At 67.3% G+C, this 16302-nt stretch carries 14 protein-coding genes and 3 tRNA genes; 11 read left to right on the forward strand and 6 right to left on the reverse strand.

Going from position 1 to position 16302, the window contains the following annotated elements; genetic code table 11:
* The 4 genes from RUR_RS13030 to RUR_RS13045 are packed head-to-tail and all read left to right on the forward strand — an operon-like array spanning nt 1 to nt 5961.
* Nucleotides 1-1995, forward strand: a complete 1995-nt coding sequence (locus RUR_RS13030; RefSeq protein ID WP_283135268.1) for a hypothetical protein — start codon at nt 1-3, stop codon at nt 1993-1995.
* Nucleotides 1992-2786, forward strand: a complete 795-nt coding sequence (locus RUR_RS13035) for a hypothetical protein (protein ID WP_283135269.1) — start codon at nt 1992-1994, stop codon at nt 2784-2786. Before RUR_RS13030 ends, RUR_RS13035 begins: the two co-directional genes overlap by 4 nt.
* Entirely contained in the window at nt 2783-3694 is a 912-nt protein-coding gene (locus RUR_RS13040) for a hypothetical protein (protein ID WP_283135270.1), read from the forward strand. The genes RUR_RS13035 and RUR_RS13040 overlap by 4 nt, the downstream gene beginning before the upstream one ends.
* A complete protein-coding gene (locus tag RUR_RS13045) occupies nt 3691-5961 on the forward strand; it encodes a BREX system ATP-binding domain-containing protein (protein ID WP_283135271.1) in 2271 nt (756 codons plus the stop codon). Before RUR_RS13040 ends, RUR_RS13045 begins: the two co-directional genes overlap by 4 nt.
* 211 nt (nt 5962-6172) lie before the next feature.
* On the opposite strand, the gene RUR_RS13050 is transcribed toward RUR_RS13045, so the two are convergent.
* Nucleotides 6173-7330 (reverse strand): acyl-CoA dehydrogenase family protein, encoded by a 1158-nt coding sequence (locus tag RUR_RS13050; protein WP_283135272.1) that lies wholly within the window; start codon nt 7328-7330, stop codon nt 6173-6175.
* 112 nt (nt 7331-7442) lie between these two features.
* Between RUR_RS13050 and RUR_RS13055 the strand changes: the two genes are divergently transcribed.
* Nucleotides 7443-7694, forward strand: coding sequence for a PspC domain-containing protein (locus RUR_RS13055; protein WP_283135273.1), 252 nt, complete (start codon nt 7443-7445; stop codon nt 7692-7694).
* Here RUR_RS13055 and RUR_RS13060 read toward each other — a convergent pair whose 3' ends face one another.
* Nucleotides 7695-8981: an MFS transporter gene (locus RUR_RS13060; protein ID WP_283135274.1), complete on the reverse strand. Its 1287-nt coding sequence runs from the start codon at nt 8979-8981 to the stop codon at nt 7695-7697.
* A 75-nt stretch (nt 8982-9056) separates the two neighbouring features.
* Nucleotides 9057-9398, reverse strand: a complete 342-nt coding sequence (locus tag RUR_RS13065; RefSeq protein WP_283135275.1) for a metallopeptidase family protein — start codon at nt 9396-9398, stop codon at nt 9057-9059.
* A 65-nt stretch (nt 9399-9463) separates the two neighbouring features.
* Between RUR_RS13065 and RUR_RS13070 the strand changes: the two genes are divergently transcribed.
* The 4 genes from RUR_RS13070 (at nt 9464) to RUR_RS13085 (ending at nt 11509) form a co-directional block, all read left to right on the forward strand.
* Nucleotides 9464-11113: a metallophosphoesterase family protein gene (locus RUR_RS13070; protein WP_283135276.1), complete on the forward strand. Its 1650-nt coding sequence runs from the start codon at nt 9464-9466 to the stop codon at nt 11111-11113.
* 75 nt (nt 11114-11188) lie between these two features.
* A tRNA-Glu gene (locus tag RUR_RS13075) sits at nt 11189-11261 on the forward strand.
* A gap of 69 nt (nt 11262-11330) precedes the next feature.
* Nucleotides 11331-11405: transfer RNA gene (locus RUR_RS13080), tRNA-Asp, on the forward strand.
* Nucleotides 11406-11435: 30 nt separating this feature from the next.
* A tRNA-Phe gene (locus RUR_RS13085) sits at nt 11436-11509 on the forward strand.
* A 154-nt stretch (nt 11510-11663) separates the two neighbouring features.
* Here the strand turns inward: RUR_RS13085 and RUR_RS13090 are convergent.
* On the reverse strand, nt 11664-12128 hold the full coding sequence (locus RUR_RS13090; RefSeq protein ID WP_283135277.1) for a GNAT family N-acetyltransferase: 465 nt from the start codon (nt 12126-12128) through the stop codon (nt 11664-11666).
* 238 nt (nt 12129-12366) lie between these two features.
* Between RUR_RS13090 and RUR_RS13095 the strand changes: the two genes are divergently transcribed.
* Nucleotides 12367-12792: a pyridoxamine 5'-phosphate oxidase family protein gene (locus RUR_RS13095; protein ID WP_283135278.1), complete on the forward strand. Its 426-nt coding sequence runs from the start codon at nt 12367-12369 to the stop codon at nt 12790-12792.
* A 143-nt stretch (nt 12793-12935) separates the two neighbouring features.
* Nucleotides 12936-13412, forward strand: coding sequence for a hypothetical protein (locus RUR_RS13100; RefSeq protein WP_283135279.1), 477 nt, complete (start codon nt 12936-12938; stop codon nt 13410-13412).
* 192 nt (nt 13413-13604) lie between these two features.
* Here the strand turns inward: RUR_RS13100 and RUR_RS13105 are convergent, their stop codons facing one another.
* A complete protein-coding gene (locus RUR_RS13105) occupies nt 13605-14003 on the reverse strand; it encodes a VOC family protein (RefSeq protein ID WP_283135280.1) in 399 nt (132 codons plus the stop codon).
* Between the two features lie 89 nt (nt 14004-14092).
* Complete coding sequence (locus RUR_RS13110; protein WP_346349037.1) at nt 14093-16165, reverse strand: AfsR/SARP family transcriptional regulator; 2073 nt, start codon at nt 16163-16165, stop codon at nt 14093-14095.
* Nucleotides 16166-16302: the final 137 nt, after the last annotated feature.

Consider the following 16302-nt stretch of genomic DNA (forward strand, 5'->3'; position numbering starts at 1 on the left):
ATGGCCGGAGCGCGTGGGCTGCTCGATCAGATCGAGTTCCGCTGGGCGGCCACCGGGCCGTGGCAGCACATCGGCTACGGTCCGATCGCGTCCTCCAACAACGCCAAGGAATTCATCGACCTGTGGTACTCCCGGCTCAAGATGCTGGTCGGGCCGCCCAATCCGCAGTCCACCGGGCCACGCGCACCGGAGGCCGGCGTCGTCTACCAGGTGTTCGAGGACGCGACCGCGGCGCTGATCTGGCGGCACTGGATGCCGGCCGCCGTTCCCCTCGCCGACGAAGGCGAGGAGAGGCGGCCCCTGGTCGCCCGGGCGCTGGTGGGACCGGCGGCGGTGCTGCGTCCCGACGTGGTCCTGCCGATGGCCTACCGGAGTCTGCCCGGCGCGATCGGCCCGGCCCCGGGCTCGGTGCACCGCGGATTCCAGCTCCGTCCGATCGACGCCGGCGACTTCGCCGTGATCGCCCGGGAATCGGATGAGACGCTCCGGGCCAAGAGCCGATCCGTGACGGGGGTGGAGCCGCTCGTCGCGACGGTTCTCAGGGCCCCGGGGGAGCCGCTGTCGGTGGTCCTGCCGGATCGCGAGGTCGTCCGGCCGCTCGCCGACGGCTGTCAGGTCCCCCTGCTCCGCGCGCTCTGGGGGATACTCGGCGAACTCCTGCACGACTCCGCGGGACGCCCGTTGACCGGATGGCGCTGGACCTTCTCCACCTACGAGTCGCAGCAGGGCGACAAGCAGACAGGGCAGCTGCCTCACCTGATCTTCAGAGCACCCCGGGCGAGCACCGGCGGTCCACCCGATGTGATACGTACGGAGCGGGTCGTGCGCCCGTTCGACCGGGCGGGGGACTCGACGGCCGATCGCGACAAGTGGTGGGAGATCGCACAGGCACTCGGTACGGCCTACCGGGAGTCGGAACCCCACGAATTCGCCGCCCGGATACACCTGATCACCGCGGCCGGGGATCTGCCGGTCAGGCTGGCCGCCGTCCTGGAGCACCTCGGCGAGCCCGAGCGGAGCCGGGAAACCCAGATCTTCGCGCGCGGACCCGCGCTCTGGGTCGGCGTGGCCTCGGAGACCACCCGCTTTCCGGTGCAGCCGCCGGGAACTCCCGGTGAGCCGGTCGAAGCCCCGGCTGAGACCGAGGCCGTGCCCGGCATCGTGGCGGCACCCGAACCGGAGGTCCCGGACCGGGCCGCCGCCGAGGAGACGGACCCCGGGGAGCACCCCGACGTCGACGCACCCCGGCCCGGGACACCGGAAACGGCGCTCGGCGAACCCTCGATCGCCCCGCAGGCCGATCCGGCGCCGCGGCATCCCGTCGATTCGGAAACGGAGCACACCGTGTCGGCGACCGTGAAGAAGCCCGCTCCCGAGCGTCTGCCCGAGCTGTTCGGGCAGGTGGCCGTGGAGCCGCAGGGATCCGAGCCCCGGGAGACGCTGCGGCGTATCGGGGAGCTCGCCAGACAGGAGTACGAGTTCGCTCCTGAGGAGCGGGCCGCCGCCCGGGCGATCCTTGAGCAGTACGAGTGGTTCGTGGCGGAACTCGCCGCGGCCGACGGCATGAACATACAGCTGAGAATCAGAGCGATGCTCCGGCTCGCCGTTCTGCCAGACCTGGGGTTGGCAAGCGTCCAGGCCAAGCTCGCCGAATGGGTCGCCGACTACCGGACCCCGGTGGTGGTGGCCCTGGAGATCGACCGCGTCGCCCGGAGAGAGGGCCGGAACCTCTACGAGTTCCACGAGCGGCTGGCGCCCGCGATCGCCACCCGGTGGCGGTTCGAGCACGGGATCCACGACGAACCGCCCTCGCGACCTCCGCCAAGGCGGAACATCCACCACGGCGGCCCGCCTTCGGCCGTACCGGGACACGGCAGGGCACCGTGGTGGTCGCCCGGCCGTATCCGGGGCCGGGGCACGTGGGCGGTCCTCTTCGCGATCGGAGCCGGGGTGCTCATCCTCACGGCGGTGATTCTGGCGGTGACGTTCCGGTGAACCGGAGCAGCCGGTTCCTGCTCGGGGTGGGCGGGGTGATGCTCGCCGGCGGACTCGGACTGGGCTGGACCATCCGGGAAACCGTGGACCACGACGACCCGCGCGAGGACGCCCGGCGGGTGTACTGCCTGTCGCCCGCGAACCGGGTCGCGCTGTACAACACGACCGTGGCCCTCGGTCTGCCCTGGCGGGGAGGCATACCCTCGCCGTCGCGGTCATCGACAACCCCGGCCGGAGAGGTCACCGTGAGAACGTGGAGTCGGGAACCGGGCGGCGGGTTCGATCGGGCGTGCGACGCCCTGGTGACGATGAAGGCGCGCCACCTCGCCGACCCCCGGTCCTCCCCGATCGGGAGCCTGCTGGGCAACCCCCTCGTCGGCGTCGTGGTGGGTGGCGGGCTCACCTACTTCACCGGGCTGTGGATGGAGCGACGCCGGTGGCAGACCGCCGCCGCCGACACGTTCGAGCTGGCGACCGCGGAGTACCTGAAGACGGCGCGAGCCCGTATCGATCAATGGCAGGACTCCCGGCACGGACCTCCGCCGGACTGGACGGACGGGGACGGCAGACGAGCGGACCTGCGGCTCGCGCTGCACCGGCTCCGGCTCCCGCTCCCGGAGGAGGACTTCGCGGTCGCGGCGCTGGAGCAGGCCCATCGGCTGGTGACCGAGGCCGGGTGGAGTATCGACGGGCCGGTCCGCGAGACCCTGGCCGGGGAGCTGCGATCCGCGGTCTCGGAGCTGGAGCGGGTGATGCGGAACCTCGGAACGGGCTCGCGGGGTGTGCTTTGACCGTCGAGGACGTCGGAGCTCAGGTCCCCATCACGAGGAATCCGTTCGTGATTCCGTGGCCTCCCATGGGAAAGCACCGGCGGAACGGTTGCATCCTGGACTTGAAGGATTTCCGGGGAAGCTTCCCTGAAATCCCGCCACACGATGAGGTGGTCGGCGGAGTCGTCGTCGTGGGTGGGGAAAGCGGCTGCGGAAAATCCGTATACACGCATAAACTCCTGCACGCCTTGGACAACGGCTCCTATGTGGTGGATGAATGGGTCTCCGACGAGCGGGAGACCGATCTGGAAAAGTGGCGAAACCAGCTCTACCCCGGCAGGGTGATCAACGAGGTCAAACGGTCCGGGGTGAGATTCAGCGAGGAATTGGACCGGAACATAGACGCGGTCCACGGGTTTGACTGGCGGGAGTGGCATGAGGCCCTCGCCCGGGAGCTGGCCCCTGGGAAAGGCCTCCTGGTCCGGCTGCGCTGTGTGGACCCCACGCTCATGGTCGACACGGTCGCGCGGGATGTCCTCAGGTTCGCCGAAGCCGCCGACCACCTGGCCGACTGCGTTTACCTCTACGAGTTTCACTCCGGTGGCGGCCGGCGGCTCGGCGAGTTGGAGAGCCTGGTCGGACAGCACACCGACCGGGTGAAGGTCGTCGAGGTGAACCGCTGGTCCGTCGCCGACGCGTTGGTCTTCGCGCGGAAACGCGTCAGTGAGGGCGGGCTCGTCGAGAGTTCGGTCAACTGGTCGCAACTGGAGATCATTCTCAAGGAGAACGCGAAGGACGGAGATCGTCTTTCGTTGACCGTCGACGATTTCAATCGTTTCCTGCGCAAGGCGTTCGACCGGGCGCAGGGTAGCGTTCAAGTGAACAACGACCACTTTGTTCTGGCGCTTGAATTCGGTGGGGCAGGATGAGCGGACTCGTGGCCCAGCAGATCGTTCCCGGAGAGTTTCGCAACCCCTTTCCCGGAGTCCCCGAGGTCCGGCTCGTCGACGGTTCCCGGCCCGTGGTCACCGTGGAGACCGAGGCCGTCAGGAAAGCCCGTGCGGCGGCGATCGACTACCTGGACGCGCGGGGAACCGACGTCGGCAGGCCGCGGGACACCGGCCGGATCCTCGCCCTCGTCGGCGACCTCGGCAGCGGCAAGAGCCACATCGCCGGGGCGGTCGTCGACCAGGTCCGCAAGAGAGACGGCCTTGTCGTCGTCACCATGGTCTACGCGAAGGTCGGCGACACCCTCCTCGATCTCTACCGGCGGCTGTTCCAGTCCACGGAGGGGGTTCGCAGCGGGGACGCGGCCGGCGGAGTCCTGCTCCGCGTCGACGTCGAGCGGGCGGTGGACCGGCTCCGCGACGAGGTGAACGTACCGCCGGGGAGGGGCTCGGAGGACGCGAAACTCCGGCTGATCCCCCGGCAGCCCGATCCGCACGCCGTCGAAAGCGTTCTCCGCCTGCGGAAGCGGCTGACCGAGGTGGCCGGGGAGGACCCGGAATGCGGCTACGCGCTGAGTCTCCTCCTCCACGAGCACAACGCGATCTCCGATGCCGCGTGGGCCTGGCTCCGCGGCGCCGAGCCGACCAAGGCCCTGATCGACAGGGGTGTCCGTACCGCGATCACCGATGACCGGCGCGCCGTCGGCGTGCTCGGTGTGCTCGCGCTGCTCCTCGGGATGTCCGGCCGCAGGTTCGTCCTCGTCGTCGACGAGCTGCAGAACCTCGGGAAGCCCGAGGCCGCACCGCCGCAGGACCTGGAGTCCCTCATCAACCCGCTGCTGGCCTGGGCCTCCGCGAGCGGCGCCTTTCTCGTTCTGTGCGGCCTTTCGGATTTCTGGCGGGCACTGCCCGAGGCGGTACGCCAGCGGGTCGGGCAGGTGGTCAGGCCGAGTCCGCTCAGCGAGGAGGAGATCCGGCAGTACATCAAGGCCGCGCAGTCCGCGGTGAACGGGGAACGGCGGCTGGCCCCGTTCGGCTTGTCGTCGATCAAGCACATCCGGGCTTTCACCGGGGGCCACCCCCGTAAGGTCATCAATCTCTGTCACTACACGTACCGGCTCGTCGGCGCGGAAGGCCGGGTGACCCTGGATGAGATCAAGACGGCGAGTCAGGAGATTTCCGGGCCGGAGACCTCCGACGACGTCCTCGTCAAGATCTCGGAGCTCTTCGGCGGCCTCGGACATCACGTACGGCGACGGCAGCACAAGGTCGCCGGGGCGGAGGAGGAGCTGGTCTATCTCGACATCCCCCTCGAAGCCGGGCGACACCACTGCTCCATCGTGGTCAGCGACTCGGTCGTCGACGACGACATCGCCCAGGGACTGGGCAGCCGGGCCCGGCTGATCGGATCGACCGGCGAATCCCCGTCCGGCCCCGTCGTCCTCGTGGTCGTCGGATACCTCTCCGCCGCGCTCGCCGACACCGTGCGGGAGTCCTTCGACCGGGTGCTCAACTGGGGAGCGGACGACTTCACCCGGAACCTCGCCGAACTCATCGGCACACCCGCCGGCACAGGCGGCCAGGCCGAGACGGCGACCTTCCTGCGCGACCTGCGGCTGGAACTCGTCGCGCTCCACGCGGCCAGACGATCCGACCGGGAACTCCTTGAGCGGATCCTCCAGGAGGGCGGCGACCGGCAGACCACCCACAACATGGTGATCAACCAGTCGTTCGGGTTCCGCGAAACGGAGTTCGTGGAGTTGGAGCTGGCCCGGGCCGACGTCAGCCGGCTCTTCAACGACGTGCTGCGGACCATCCACCAGGCCCGGGAACGGGCAGAGCGCCTGTGGCACGAGGTCTTTCAGCCCGGCAGCCCGGTCACGCCGTCCGAATCCTCGGGCGGATCCGCGCACCTGGACGACCTGGTCGCCCAGCCGGTGGTGCAGGCGATGGGAGTGCTCGCCGCCTTGCACCTCGCGGTCCAGGCGTTCGGCCTCGGCGTGAAAACCTGCCAGAGCCGGGCGGACCTCACCAGATCGGCCGTCCGCGGTGAACTCAGAAGTCAGCAGGAACGGTTCGACCTGGTCGCGGCGGAGCTGGTCAGGCAGCTGCCGGACTACGGCCAGGACCTGAAGCGCCGGGTCCCCTATGTGCTCGCGGTCGACAAACAGATCATTCAATCGAAGGTGCTCCGGTTCGGCAGCACCGTCTACGAGACCATCTACAACGAGGACTTCCGCAGGCGCTGACCCCGTCGGCCGATCTTCGGAGCACGTGCGGCCGGAAGCCGCGCCCATGTCCCGGTACGGCGTACGCGGCGGCAGCCGTACCCCTCCGGCCTGTGAACCGCCCTCATCGCATTCGACGCTGTGAAACGGGGCTCCCCGATGATCGTTGCGGGTACGGCCGACGCCGACGGCCGTACCCGCAACGGGTTCACAACCCTGACGGGCGGGACGGTCAGCGGAAGGCGTCGAGGCCGGTGAGGGCACGGCCCAAGGTGAGCAGGTGGATCTCCTGGGTGCCCTCGTAGGTGAGGACCGACTCCAGGTTGTTCATGTGCCGGATCACCGGATACTCAAGGGTGATCCCGTTCGCGCCGAGGATGGTCCGGGCCTGCCGGGCGATGTCGAGGGCCGCGCGGACGTTGGCGAGTTTGCCGAAGGAGACCTGCTGCGGGGTGAGCCGGCCCGTGTCCTTGAGGCGGCCCAGGTGGAGCGCCGTGAGGCCCGCCTGCTCGGTCGCGACCGCCATCCAGGCGAGCTTCTCCTGGGTGAGCTGGAAGGCGCCGATCGGCCGGTCGAACTGGACCCGGGTCTTGGCGTAGTCGATCGCGGCGGACAGGCAGGACCGGGCCGCCCCGGTCACCCCCCACAGGATGCCGAACCGGGCCTCGGTCAGGCAGGACAGCGGGCCCTTCAAGCCGCTGACGTGGGGGAGTACGGCGTCCGCGGGCAGCCGCACGTCGTCGAGGTAGAGCGAGGAGGTCACGGAGGCGCGGAGCGAGAGCTTGCGGTGCATCTCCACGGCGGAGAACCCCGGCGTGTCCGTCGGCACCACGAAGCCGCGGATCCCGCCCTCGGTGCCCGCCCAGACGACGGCGACGTCGGCGACCGAGCCGTTGGTGATCCACATCTTGGCGCCGTTGAGCACCCAGTCGCCGGAGGCCTCCTGCTTGGCGTAGGTGCGCATCGCGCCGGGGTCGGAGCCCTGGTCGGGTTCGGTGAGACCGAAGCAGCCGATCGCCTCCCCGGAGGCGAGCCGCGGCAGCCAGGTGGTCTTCTGCTCCTCGGAGCCGTACTTCCAGATCGGGAACATGGCGAGCGAGCCCTGCACCGAGACGAAGGAGCGGAGCCCCGAGTCACCGGCTTCGAGCTCGCGGCAGGCGATGCCGTAGGAGGTCGCGTCGAGGCCGGCGCAGCCGTACCCTTCCAGGTGCATGCCGAGCAGGCCGAGTTCGCCGAGGGCGGGGGCGAGTTCCCTGGAGGGGAAGACACCGGACTCGAACCACTCCGATATGTGGGGGGCGACCTGGTCGTCGACGAAGGCGCGTACGGTGTCACGGATCAGCTGCTGCTCGTGGGTGAACTCGTCGTCGATTCGAAGCAGGTCGGTCATGGGGTGTTTCCTCTCGGGGCGTCTCCGACCAGGGTATGCCAGGGGGTACACCAGGGTTTGGCCAGGGGGAATCCGGATGGCTCCGTGAAGCGTGCGGAGAAATGATGGCCCTATGAATGAGATGAACCAGTTCAAGCAGCTTCAGCGGACTCGGGAAGGCCGCATCATCGCCGGTGTGTGCACAGGTATCGGGCGGTATATCGGCGTCGACCCGAATGTGGCCCGGATCGGGCTCGCCGTCCTCAGCCTCTTCGGCGGCACCGGAATCGCGCTGTACGCGGTGGGCTGGCTGCTCCTTCCGGAGGAGGGGGCGAGCACCTCGATCGTGCAGAACATGCTGGAGAAGCAGCGGGCGGGCCGGTAGTCAGGCCTGTTCGGCGCGGACCCGTTCGATGATGCCGCCTCGGGTGCCCGTCCACGCCACGGTGAGGAGGCAGGCGGCGGCGAGCCCGGTCACCCCGACGAGCGCGATGACGGAGGCCGGTCCGAGGCTCTGCGCCAGGGCGCCCGCGACGAGGATGCCGATCCCTTGGGCGGCGAGCAGCCCGGACTGGACGAGTCCGAACGCCTGAGCTCGTCCGGCCGGTGGGACGCATTGCACGAAAGCCGCGTTCGCCGCCAGCTGGTAAGCCCCGCCGATCCCGGACACGCACCAGAGGACGATCACGACCCAGAGCGGCGGCCCCAGCCCGCATACGATCAATGGGGCGCAGGTCAGCATGGCCATCCAGCCCATCGAGTGGAGTCGGCCCGGTGGCGAGACGAACCGGCCGAACAGGAAGCCGCCGATCACCGTCCCGGTCGGCATGGCCGCCATCAGCAGGCCGGTGACCACGGGCAGACCCTCGTCGTCGGTGAACGTGGCGGCGTACGGCGCCGCGATGCCCTCCGGGGCGATGTAAAAGCCGCAAAGCCAGGCGAACAGCACCAGAACACGGAGCCGGGGATCGCCGAAGACCAGCCGGGCTCCCATCCGCGTCGTCGCCCACATGGAGGGCATGCCGCCCTCCGGCGGAGGAGGCAGGCGGCGCCGCCGTACTCCGGCCACGAGCGCCAGCGCGGAGGCGAGGAAGGTGGCCGAGTCGAGGGCGAGCGCCCGGTAGGGGCCGAGCAGGGCGATCGCCGCTCCGCCGGCCGCGAAGCCGATCATCTGGACGCCCTGGTTGGTCATGTTCTGCAGCGCGGACCCAAGGACGTACCGGTCACCGTGCAGGATGTCGGGCAGCAGCGCGGCGCGGGCCGCGGTGAAGGGCGCGCTGAGCAGGACGACGCAGAAGACCAGGACGCACAGCGCGGCGAACGGCATCCCGGGAACGGCCATGAGCGCGACGAAGAAGGCGCGGAGGAGGTCGCAGACCAGCATCACCCTCCGGCGCGGGTACCGGTCGGCCAGGCCCGCCAGGAGGGGGCCGCCCAGGATCGGCGGCAGGTAGGTGAGGGCGTAGACGGCCGCGGTCAGCAGCGCGGACTCGGTGCGTTCGTAGACGAGGACCGCGAGGGCGACCTGGGCGAGTTGATCTCCGAGTTGGGAGAGGCTCTGGCCCAGCCACAGCGCGCGGAACTCACCTACGGCGATGACCTCGCCGTAGGTCGCGTGACCGCCGGACGCACGATGCCTCCCGGGCAGCCGGCTCGGCCTCGTGGCCGCCATATCGCCCCGCAAGATTTACCTAGCGTTGATGCCCTGTCACCTACGGTGCCCAAGTGTGGCGGCGTTCGCAACCGATTACCAGCCAAGCTCATGCAAATGATCATCATCGATCCCAAAATGGTGGGCTATTTCGTGGATGACTGTTATCTGCACTTCCTCCACGACGTCATCCTCCGTTTCGCATATCGCACAGATCTCATTGCGGTAGATCTCTATACGATCCGGAAGAACCCCCGCATACCAGTCGCCGCGCTCGGTCAGCGGAATACCGGTGTACAGGCCGAGCAGCCCGGGTTCGGGCGGGTCGTCCACCACCATGACGACGACGTTGCTCATCACCTTGGTCAGCTCGGGCGGGATGCTGTCCAGCGCGTCCGAGACGAGCTCCTCGAACCTCTCCCGTGACACTTCGATCACAACCGCCATTCTGCCCCGGGAACGACTAGGGATGACCGGTGCGGTGCGGGGAATGAGGATTCGCGATGGAACGCCAACGCCTCCGGAGTCTTATCAGTCGAATCCCGGCCAATCCTGTCGTCCGCTGGACCACCGTGGTCGTCGTCGCCGTCCTGGGCGCATGGCTGGGCCTGGCGGTGAGCGGGCCGGTCCAGACCTCGGTCGGGCCCGCCGAGATCGGGATGAGCCTGACCCCCTCCTGGACCGGGGACACCGTCGTCGACGTCCGTCCGCTCGGCACCCTCGGTTTCGACAGTCACGACGGCCCGCTCGCCCTGCGGGTCACCATCGACGCCGTCCATCCCGAGAAGGCCAGGGAGTTCATCGACGACCCCAAACTCGCCGACAAGCTGCCCGAGCGCTTCGAGGCCAACGTCGCCGCGGGCGTGCGGACCCTGTTGCTGAAAAGCGCGGCGTTCGCCGTCCTGGGGGCGGTGGTCGCCGGTTTCGTGGTCTTCAGGAGGCTCTCCCGGGCCGCGTGGAGCGCCGCCGCGGCCACGGTCGTCCTGATCGCCACCGCGGGGGTCGGACTCTTCACGTTCCAGCCGAGCTCGATCGTGGAACCCCGCTACACCGGGCTGCTCACCGGTGCACCGTCGCTGGTCGGCTCCGCGGAGTCGATCGTGCTGAAGTTCTCCCAGTACCGCAGCCAGCTGGCCAAACTCGTCAACAACGTCGGCCGGCTCTACGAGGCGTCGGCCAAGCTGCCGGTCTACCCCTCGGATCCGGAGACGATACGCGTCCTGCACGTCTCCGACATCCACATCAACCCCATCGCCTGGAGCGTCATCCGGTCGCTGATCGAGCAGTTCAAGATCGATCTGGTGGTCGACACCGGCGATCTGACCGACCACGGCACCGCTGCGGAGAACAGGTTCACCGAGGAGATCGGGCGCCTCGGCGTCCCCTACGTCTGGGTCCGCGGAAACCACGATTCCATGGTCACCCAGCGTGCGGTGGCCAGGCAACGCGGGGCGGTCGTCCTGGACGGAGACGCCGTCGCCGTGGCGGGGCTGCGGATCTACGGTGTCGGGGACCCCCGGTTCACCCCCGACAAGTCGCTGGCCGTCCTCCCCGACGAAGGCCTGGCCGTCCTCGGCCGCGAGCATGCGGTACGGCTGGCGCGGGCTCTCCCCGAAGGCGGCCTCAAACCACCCGTGCACGCCCCGGCCCCCCAAGGCAAACCCTCGGCGACACCAACCCCCGGCAAGCGGTCCGTCGCCAAACCGGCCCGGCTCCCGCCGATCGGGCCGGACTCGCCCTTCACCACTCCGATCGACGTCGTCGCCGTGCACGACTCCAACATCGGGAAGGAGTTCTCCGGGGCCACCCCACTCGTCCTCGCGGGGCACACCCACCGCCGATCGGCGGAGACCCTGCCGACCGGCACCGAACTCCTCGTCCAGGGATCCACCGGCGGCGCCGGTCTGCGCGGGCTGGAACATGAGGAACCCACGCAGCTCCAGGCGTCGGTTCTGTACTTCAGCAAAGAGACCAGAAGGCTTCAGGCCAGGGACGACATCACCCTTGGCGGGTACGGGGAGCAGTCCGCACAGATCCAGCGTGTTCTGGCGGTCGATCCTGGCCGTACAATTTCTCCGAGGCCTATCCCGTCGCCAACGGGGACAGGCAGCGCAGTCGTGACGCCGGGTTTCCCGTCTCCCAAGACGAGATAAACCGCGTTGGTATCGGGGGCGGTTGTCCCCTATGCTGAGGCGGTCTCCGACGACAAGACGCGCCGGCGGAAACTCGCCCCCATCGTCTAGCGGCCTAGGACACCGCCCTTTCAAGGCGGCGGCACGGGTTCGAATCCCGTTGGGGGCACTGGTACTCTTTACGAGAACCAAACAAGGGCGGAAACGCGGTAAGATCCGTTCATAGCTTGAAAAACTAGGTCCTGTAGAGCAGTTTGGAGTGCTCGCCACCCTGTCAAGGTGGAGGTCGCGGGTTCAAGTCCCGTCAGGACCGCTCGGATTGGCGTCAGTCAACGCCTATCGAGGTCAGGTAGCTCAGTCGGTACGAGCGTCCGCCTGAAAAGCGGAAGGTCGGCGGTTCGACCCCGCCCCTGACCACCGGATCAAGCAACTAAGATGCCCCGAACGGATCGTCGTTCGGGGCTTTTTGATCTTCTGTGACGGCAGCACCGACATTGCGGGTGGAAGACCGGCGTGACGGGGAGGCCTCCCCTTGATCCGAAGGGCCGGCTCGGCCACCGGATAGCGCGGATCAAGCGTTCCCGAGCAGCCTGGTCATGAACACGCTGTGTGGGTCGGGCCGGTAATCGGCGAAGGGCCCGCAATACTCGAACCCGAACTTCGCATAGAGCCGCCTGGCCGGGAGGAAGAAATCCGCCGAGCCGGTCTCCAGGCTCAGCCGGGCGAATCCCATACTCGTGGCCTGGGCGATGATGTGCTCCGTCAGCAAGGACGCGATCCCGCTGCGCTTGCGTGCGACCGTGGTACGCATCGACTTCAGCTCGGCGTGGAGCGGGTCCAGCCTCTTGATCGCGCCACAGCCCACCACGGTGTCGTCGTCCATCACCGACCAGAATGTGACGTCGGCATCGCGGAGACCGTCCAGATCGAGGGCGTGCTTACTCTCCAAGGGCGTGGTCGACCGCATCTCCTCGATGTGTTCGCGGAGAAACACGGCGATCTGTGAACCGGTCAGGTCATCCTCGATGATTCTCATTCAGCTCGCTCTGGGCACGAGGTACAGAAGTCTTCTGCACTCTATGAGGCCCGGACCTCCATGAGGCGTACGACCTACGGCCGGATTCCCATCCTCCATGGGTGATCCGCCCCGAGGTCCTTGAGCTCCATGGTGTCCATCGCGTCGTGGCGTGGGGTCTCCCCAAGGCTTGTCGGGGACGCTGGTTAGGGTGGCGTCCATGACTCCTGCTCCGCGGTCGAACACTCCGAGAAGTGCCGTGAACCGGAAGCAAGACACGCTGCGACGGCTGGAAGAGGACGAAGACGTCTGGGTGGCGTCCGCCGACCCCGACGGCAACCCGTATCTGGTGCCGCTGTCGTTCCTCTGGGACGGTGCCGCGTTGATCCTGGCCACCCTCGGGTCGACCCCGACCGGCCGGAACCTGCGGGCCACAGGCCGGATTCGCATCGGGCTCGGGCTCACCCGTGACGTCGTGATGATCGACGGAAGCGCCGAGCCGCTCCACCCCGACGAGGTGTCCGACGAGCTTGGGGATGCCTTTCTGGCGAAGGCCCACTTCGATCCCCGCAAGCTCGACGGCTACCTGTACTTCCGCGTCGTCCCCACCCGAATCCAGGCCTGGGGCGAGGAATACGAACTCAAAGATCGCGAAATCCTCCGCAACGGAACATGGCTGATCTAGTCCCGTAGAGCAATTTTCCGGGATTTCCAGAAGACTCGACACTGACAGTCACTAGATTGGATCACGCCGTAGTGGTGCCGGATTCGAGGTGACGTCATTGGATAGGCAAGGTCATCATCGAGGCTGAGCCATCCTGGCCGTGGATGGCAAGTGCCAGGTGCGGCGGTCTGCCGTGGTCTCCCTCGGATCAGGCACGCGATCTTGATGTCTGGCATCAATACGAGGTGCCACTGGTAGGCACCTTCATGTGGGGGAAGCAGACCGTTCTTTTCACCGTCGTCGGCGATGCCAACGGGCATGTCTCCATATGGGCCTATATCGACCTTGCCGAAGAGCAGGCGACAGAGCTCCGAGATCTTGAGTTTGAGAGTGAGGACGAGCTTCGACGCTTTGTCGCGACTGCGTTCTCTGGGCGGAAAGCACTGCTGGCTCTTGCTCGCGATCTATGTGTTGGTGAATGGTCGCCTGTCACGGTCGAGCAGGATCTGACCCATAGCGCGATCACATTCGTGCAAGATGTCGTCAAGTCTCGCGACGATCACATTGATCCCGCGACAAGGCTCCGGGCCGATCTGGCCGCCGCCGATGTGGTCATCTCACACGAGTTTGCCCAAGCCTGATCGTCCAAGCGGAGCGAGGGCGCTGGCCCGGTGGTTCAGGAACAGCGGGCCGGACAAGGCGACATCGTCCGGGGTGGGTGCATCAGCGGAGTACCAGTTCGATGCACATATCGTCGCATTTCCCTCGGAGACGACCGCGCTCACCTGACATGCACCGTGGCGAGGTCGTCCCCGGTCACCGGCGTGGCCGCGTCATGCCTTGGCCGCGGTCACCATCACCGGGTGGCCGTCCGGGTCGCCGACGTAGGCGATGCGTTCACCCCAGGGCGTGTCGGCGGGTTCGACGAGCACCGGGTGACCGAGACCGCGCAGGAATTCGACCGAGGCGTCGACATCGTCGCAGTAGACGCACAGTTCGAAGAAGCGCCCGGCGATCGGCCGCTGCGGCATGCCGTGGATTCCGCTGCCACCCTTCGGGACCACGCCGAGGCCCAGCTGTGAGCCGTCGTCCAGCTTGAGCGCGACAAAGGTCGGCTCTCCGCCGTCTTCGAACCGAAACGTCTCCTGGAAGCCGAGGCCGTCCGCATAGAAGGCGATGGAACGCTGAAGGTCGTCGCAGGCGAGCATGGGAAACGCTGAACGGAATCTCATGAAGCGACACTAGGGTCGGGATCCGACAATTCCCGGCTGCCCTAGGTCGTGGGAGCACTCGAAGCACCGGTCGGTCGCCCAAGTGCGTACTACGGGGAATGAGGTCGTGGTAAGGGCACAGAAGGTGTTTTGCTCTCCGGTTCCGCCGGGGCACTGTTCCGCCAGGGGAGTGTGGAGTTCCAGGTGCGGCAGTTCGGCGTCGCCTTCGATCCGTGGGTCCAAGTTGGGACGCTGTCGGTGTGCGGTGGGGGGAGCGCGGCGGTGATGTGGCACGGGGACCAGGTGTCGGCGTCGTCCATGAGCAGCATCCAGCCGCCGAACGCCCGGGCGAGAGCGGACAGCTGGGTGCGCACATCGTCCTCCAACTCCGCTTGGTGCCGGGCGAAGATGCGAATCAACTCCGGCATGCGGTAACGGGGCTGCTCGCAGGAGGCCGGGCAGATCTCATCGATGAGGTGCGCGTTCACCAGGGAGAACAACCACTCCCGGCACACATGGTCCGGCATGCCGGTCAGCGCGGAGGCGGTCTGGTAGGGGAAGTGCGGGACGTCCAGCAGCCCGAGCAGGCGGAACAGCCGTCGCTGGGGCTCGTGGAGGTCGGCGTACGACCTGACCATGGTGGCCCGTACGTCGAGGTCGCCTACCTTCAGCTGGGTGAGGCGCGAACTCTCGTCGCGGAGCTCTTCGGCGAACGCGGCGAGCCGCCGTTCCGGGCGGGCAGTCACCCGTACCCCGGCGACCCGGATGGCGAGCGGTAATCTGCCGCAAAGCTCGACGATCTCCTTGGCCGGGCCGGGCTCTCTCGTGACCCGCCCGGAGGAAACGATCTTGGTGAAGAGGTCGACGGCCGAATCCGGGTCCAGAACGTCGAGGTCGACGAACCGAGCGGCCTCCAGCCCGAGGAGTCGCCGGCGGCTGGTCACCACCACCGCGCACTCGCTTGAGCCCGGCAGCAACGCCCGTACCTGCTTCTCGGTCTTGGCGTTGTCGACGAGCACCAGGACCTGACGGTTCGCCAGCAGGCTTCGGTAGAGCTGCACCCGCTCGGCGAGAGACTCGGGGATCGAGGTCGCGGCGACGCCCAGAGCACGGAGGAACTGCCCGAGCACAAGCCCGGACGAGGCCCCGGTGGTGAGGTCGGCGTAGAGCTGCCCGTCCGGATAGCGCTCGCCGAGCCGGTGGCCCAGATGAACGGCGAGTGTGGTCTTGCCGACGCCGGCGAGCCCGGAGACGGCGACCGTGGTGAGCGCTTCTCGGTCGTGCGTGGCCAGTATTTCGGTCAGTCGGTCGATTTCCTCTCGGCGTCCGGTGAAGTCCGCAGGGGAGGCCGGCATCTGAGCCGGGGTGAACCCATCCGACAGCGAGCGCCGGAGGTACGTCAGATGGGGTGAGGCGGTCGTTCGAGGGTCGGGACGGCGTTCGGAGATGAGGATCTCCTGATGGAGCCGACGCAGTTCCGGGCCGGGGTCGACGCCGAGGTCCTCCCGCAGTCTGCGCTGGTGACGGGCGTAGAACTTGAGCGCCTCGGAGTCTCTTCCGGCCTGGAGAAGGGCGCGCATCAGCAGGGCCGCGAACCCTTCACGGAACGGATGTTCGGCCACGAGACCGACAAGCTCGGTGATGTGCTGGTCGGGCTGCCCTCCGTCGAGATCGTCCTCGATCCGCCACTGGAGCGCCGCCAGCCTGCGTTCGTTGAGCGCGTCCGTGTAGGTGCATATCGAGGGTGTCACGGGCACATCCGCCATCACCGGGCCACGCCACAGTGAGAGCGCCTTTTTCAAAAGAACTGAAGCCCGAGTAGAATTCCTGTTGTCGCGAAGAATCAATCCTTCATCACATAGGTCTTCGAAATTTGAGGCGTCGACCGCGTCACGGTCCACATTCAATTGGTAGCCGCCGGCACGGTACTGGATGACGTGGGAAGCTTCGCCGCGGATTATCCGTCTTAACGCGAGTACGTGGCCTCGGATAAGAGTTCTGCAGGTCGAAGGCGGATTGTCACCCCAGAGATCGTATACCAGGTAATCGACTGAGACATTCTGTCGGGCTTTGACGATCAAGGCGGCGAGTACGGAGCGCGCCCTTCCGCCACTAGGTGAGACCCAGCGGTCGCCGTCCCACACCTCTAAAGGCCCTAAACATCGAAACTTTGTAGACATCATCCGAGGCCCCCTGATCTCAGCGGAGATTCTACTTTTTACGCCATTTCTACGCTACTTCTACAACAGAAAATCAACAATTATATTGGTTGCTATACGGCCAATTATCACCCTATCGGATAGCCGAAAACGGCTACTCG

The sequence above is a fragment of the Rhizohabitans arisaemae genome (assembly GCF_025996515.1).
In the GTDB taxonomy this organism is placed as follows: domain Bacteria; phylum Actinomycetota; class Actinomycetes; order Streptosporangiales; family Streptosporangiaceae; genus Rhizohabitans; species Rhizohabitans arisaemae.

Coding starts and splice junctions, on each gene's coding strand:
- RUR_RS13105 (WP_283135280.1), bottom strand. CDS start 14,003: ATGAGATTCCGTTCAGCGTTTCCCATGCTCGCCTGCGACGACCTTCAG.
- RUR_RS13055 (WP_283135273.1), top strand. CDS start 7,443: ATGAATGAGATGAACCAGTTCAAGCAGCTTCAGCGGACTCGGGAAGGC.
- RUR_RS13030 (WP_283135268.1), top strand. CDS start 1: ATGGCCGGAGCGCGTGGGCTGCTCGATCAGATCGAGTTCCGCTGGGCG.
- RUR_RS13050 (WP_283135272.1), bottom strand. CDS start 7,330: ATGACCGACCTGCTTCGAATCGACGACGAGTTCACCCACGAGCAGCAG.
- RUR_RS13090 (WP_283135277.1), bottom strand. CDS start 12,128: ATGAGAATCATCGAGGATGACCTGACCGGTTCACAGATCGCCGTGTTT.
- RUR_RS13045 (WP_283135271.1), top strand. CDS start 3,691: ATGAGCGGACTCGTGGCCCAGCAGATCGTTCCCGGAGAGTTTCGCAAC.
- RUR_RS13070 (WP_283135276.1), top strand. CDS start 9,464: ATGGAACGCCAACGCCTCCGGAGTCTTATCAGTCGAATCCCGGCCAAT.
- RUR_RS13100 (WP_283135279.1), top strand. CDS start 12,936: ATGGCAAGTGCCAGGTGCGGCGGTCTGCCGTGGTCTCCCTCGGATCAG.
- RUR_RS13060 (WP_283135274.1), bottom strand. CDS start 8,981: ATGGCGGCCACGAGGCCGAGCCGGCTGCCCGGGAGGCATCGTGCGTCC.
- RUR_RS13110 (WP_346349037.1), bottom strand. CDS start 16,165: ATGATGTCTACAAAGTTTCGATGTTTAGGGCCTTTAGAGGTGTGGGAC.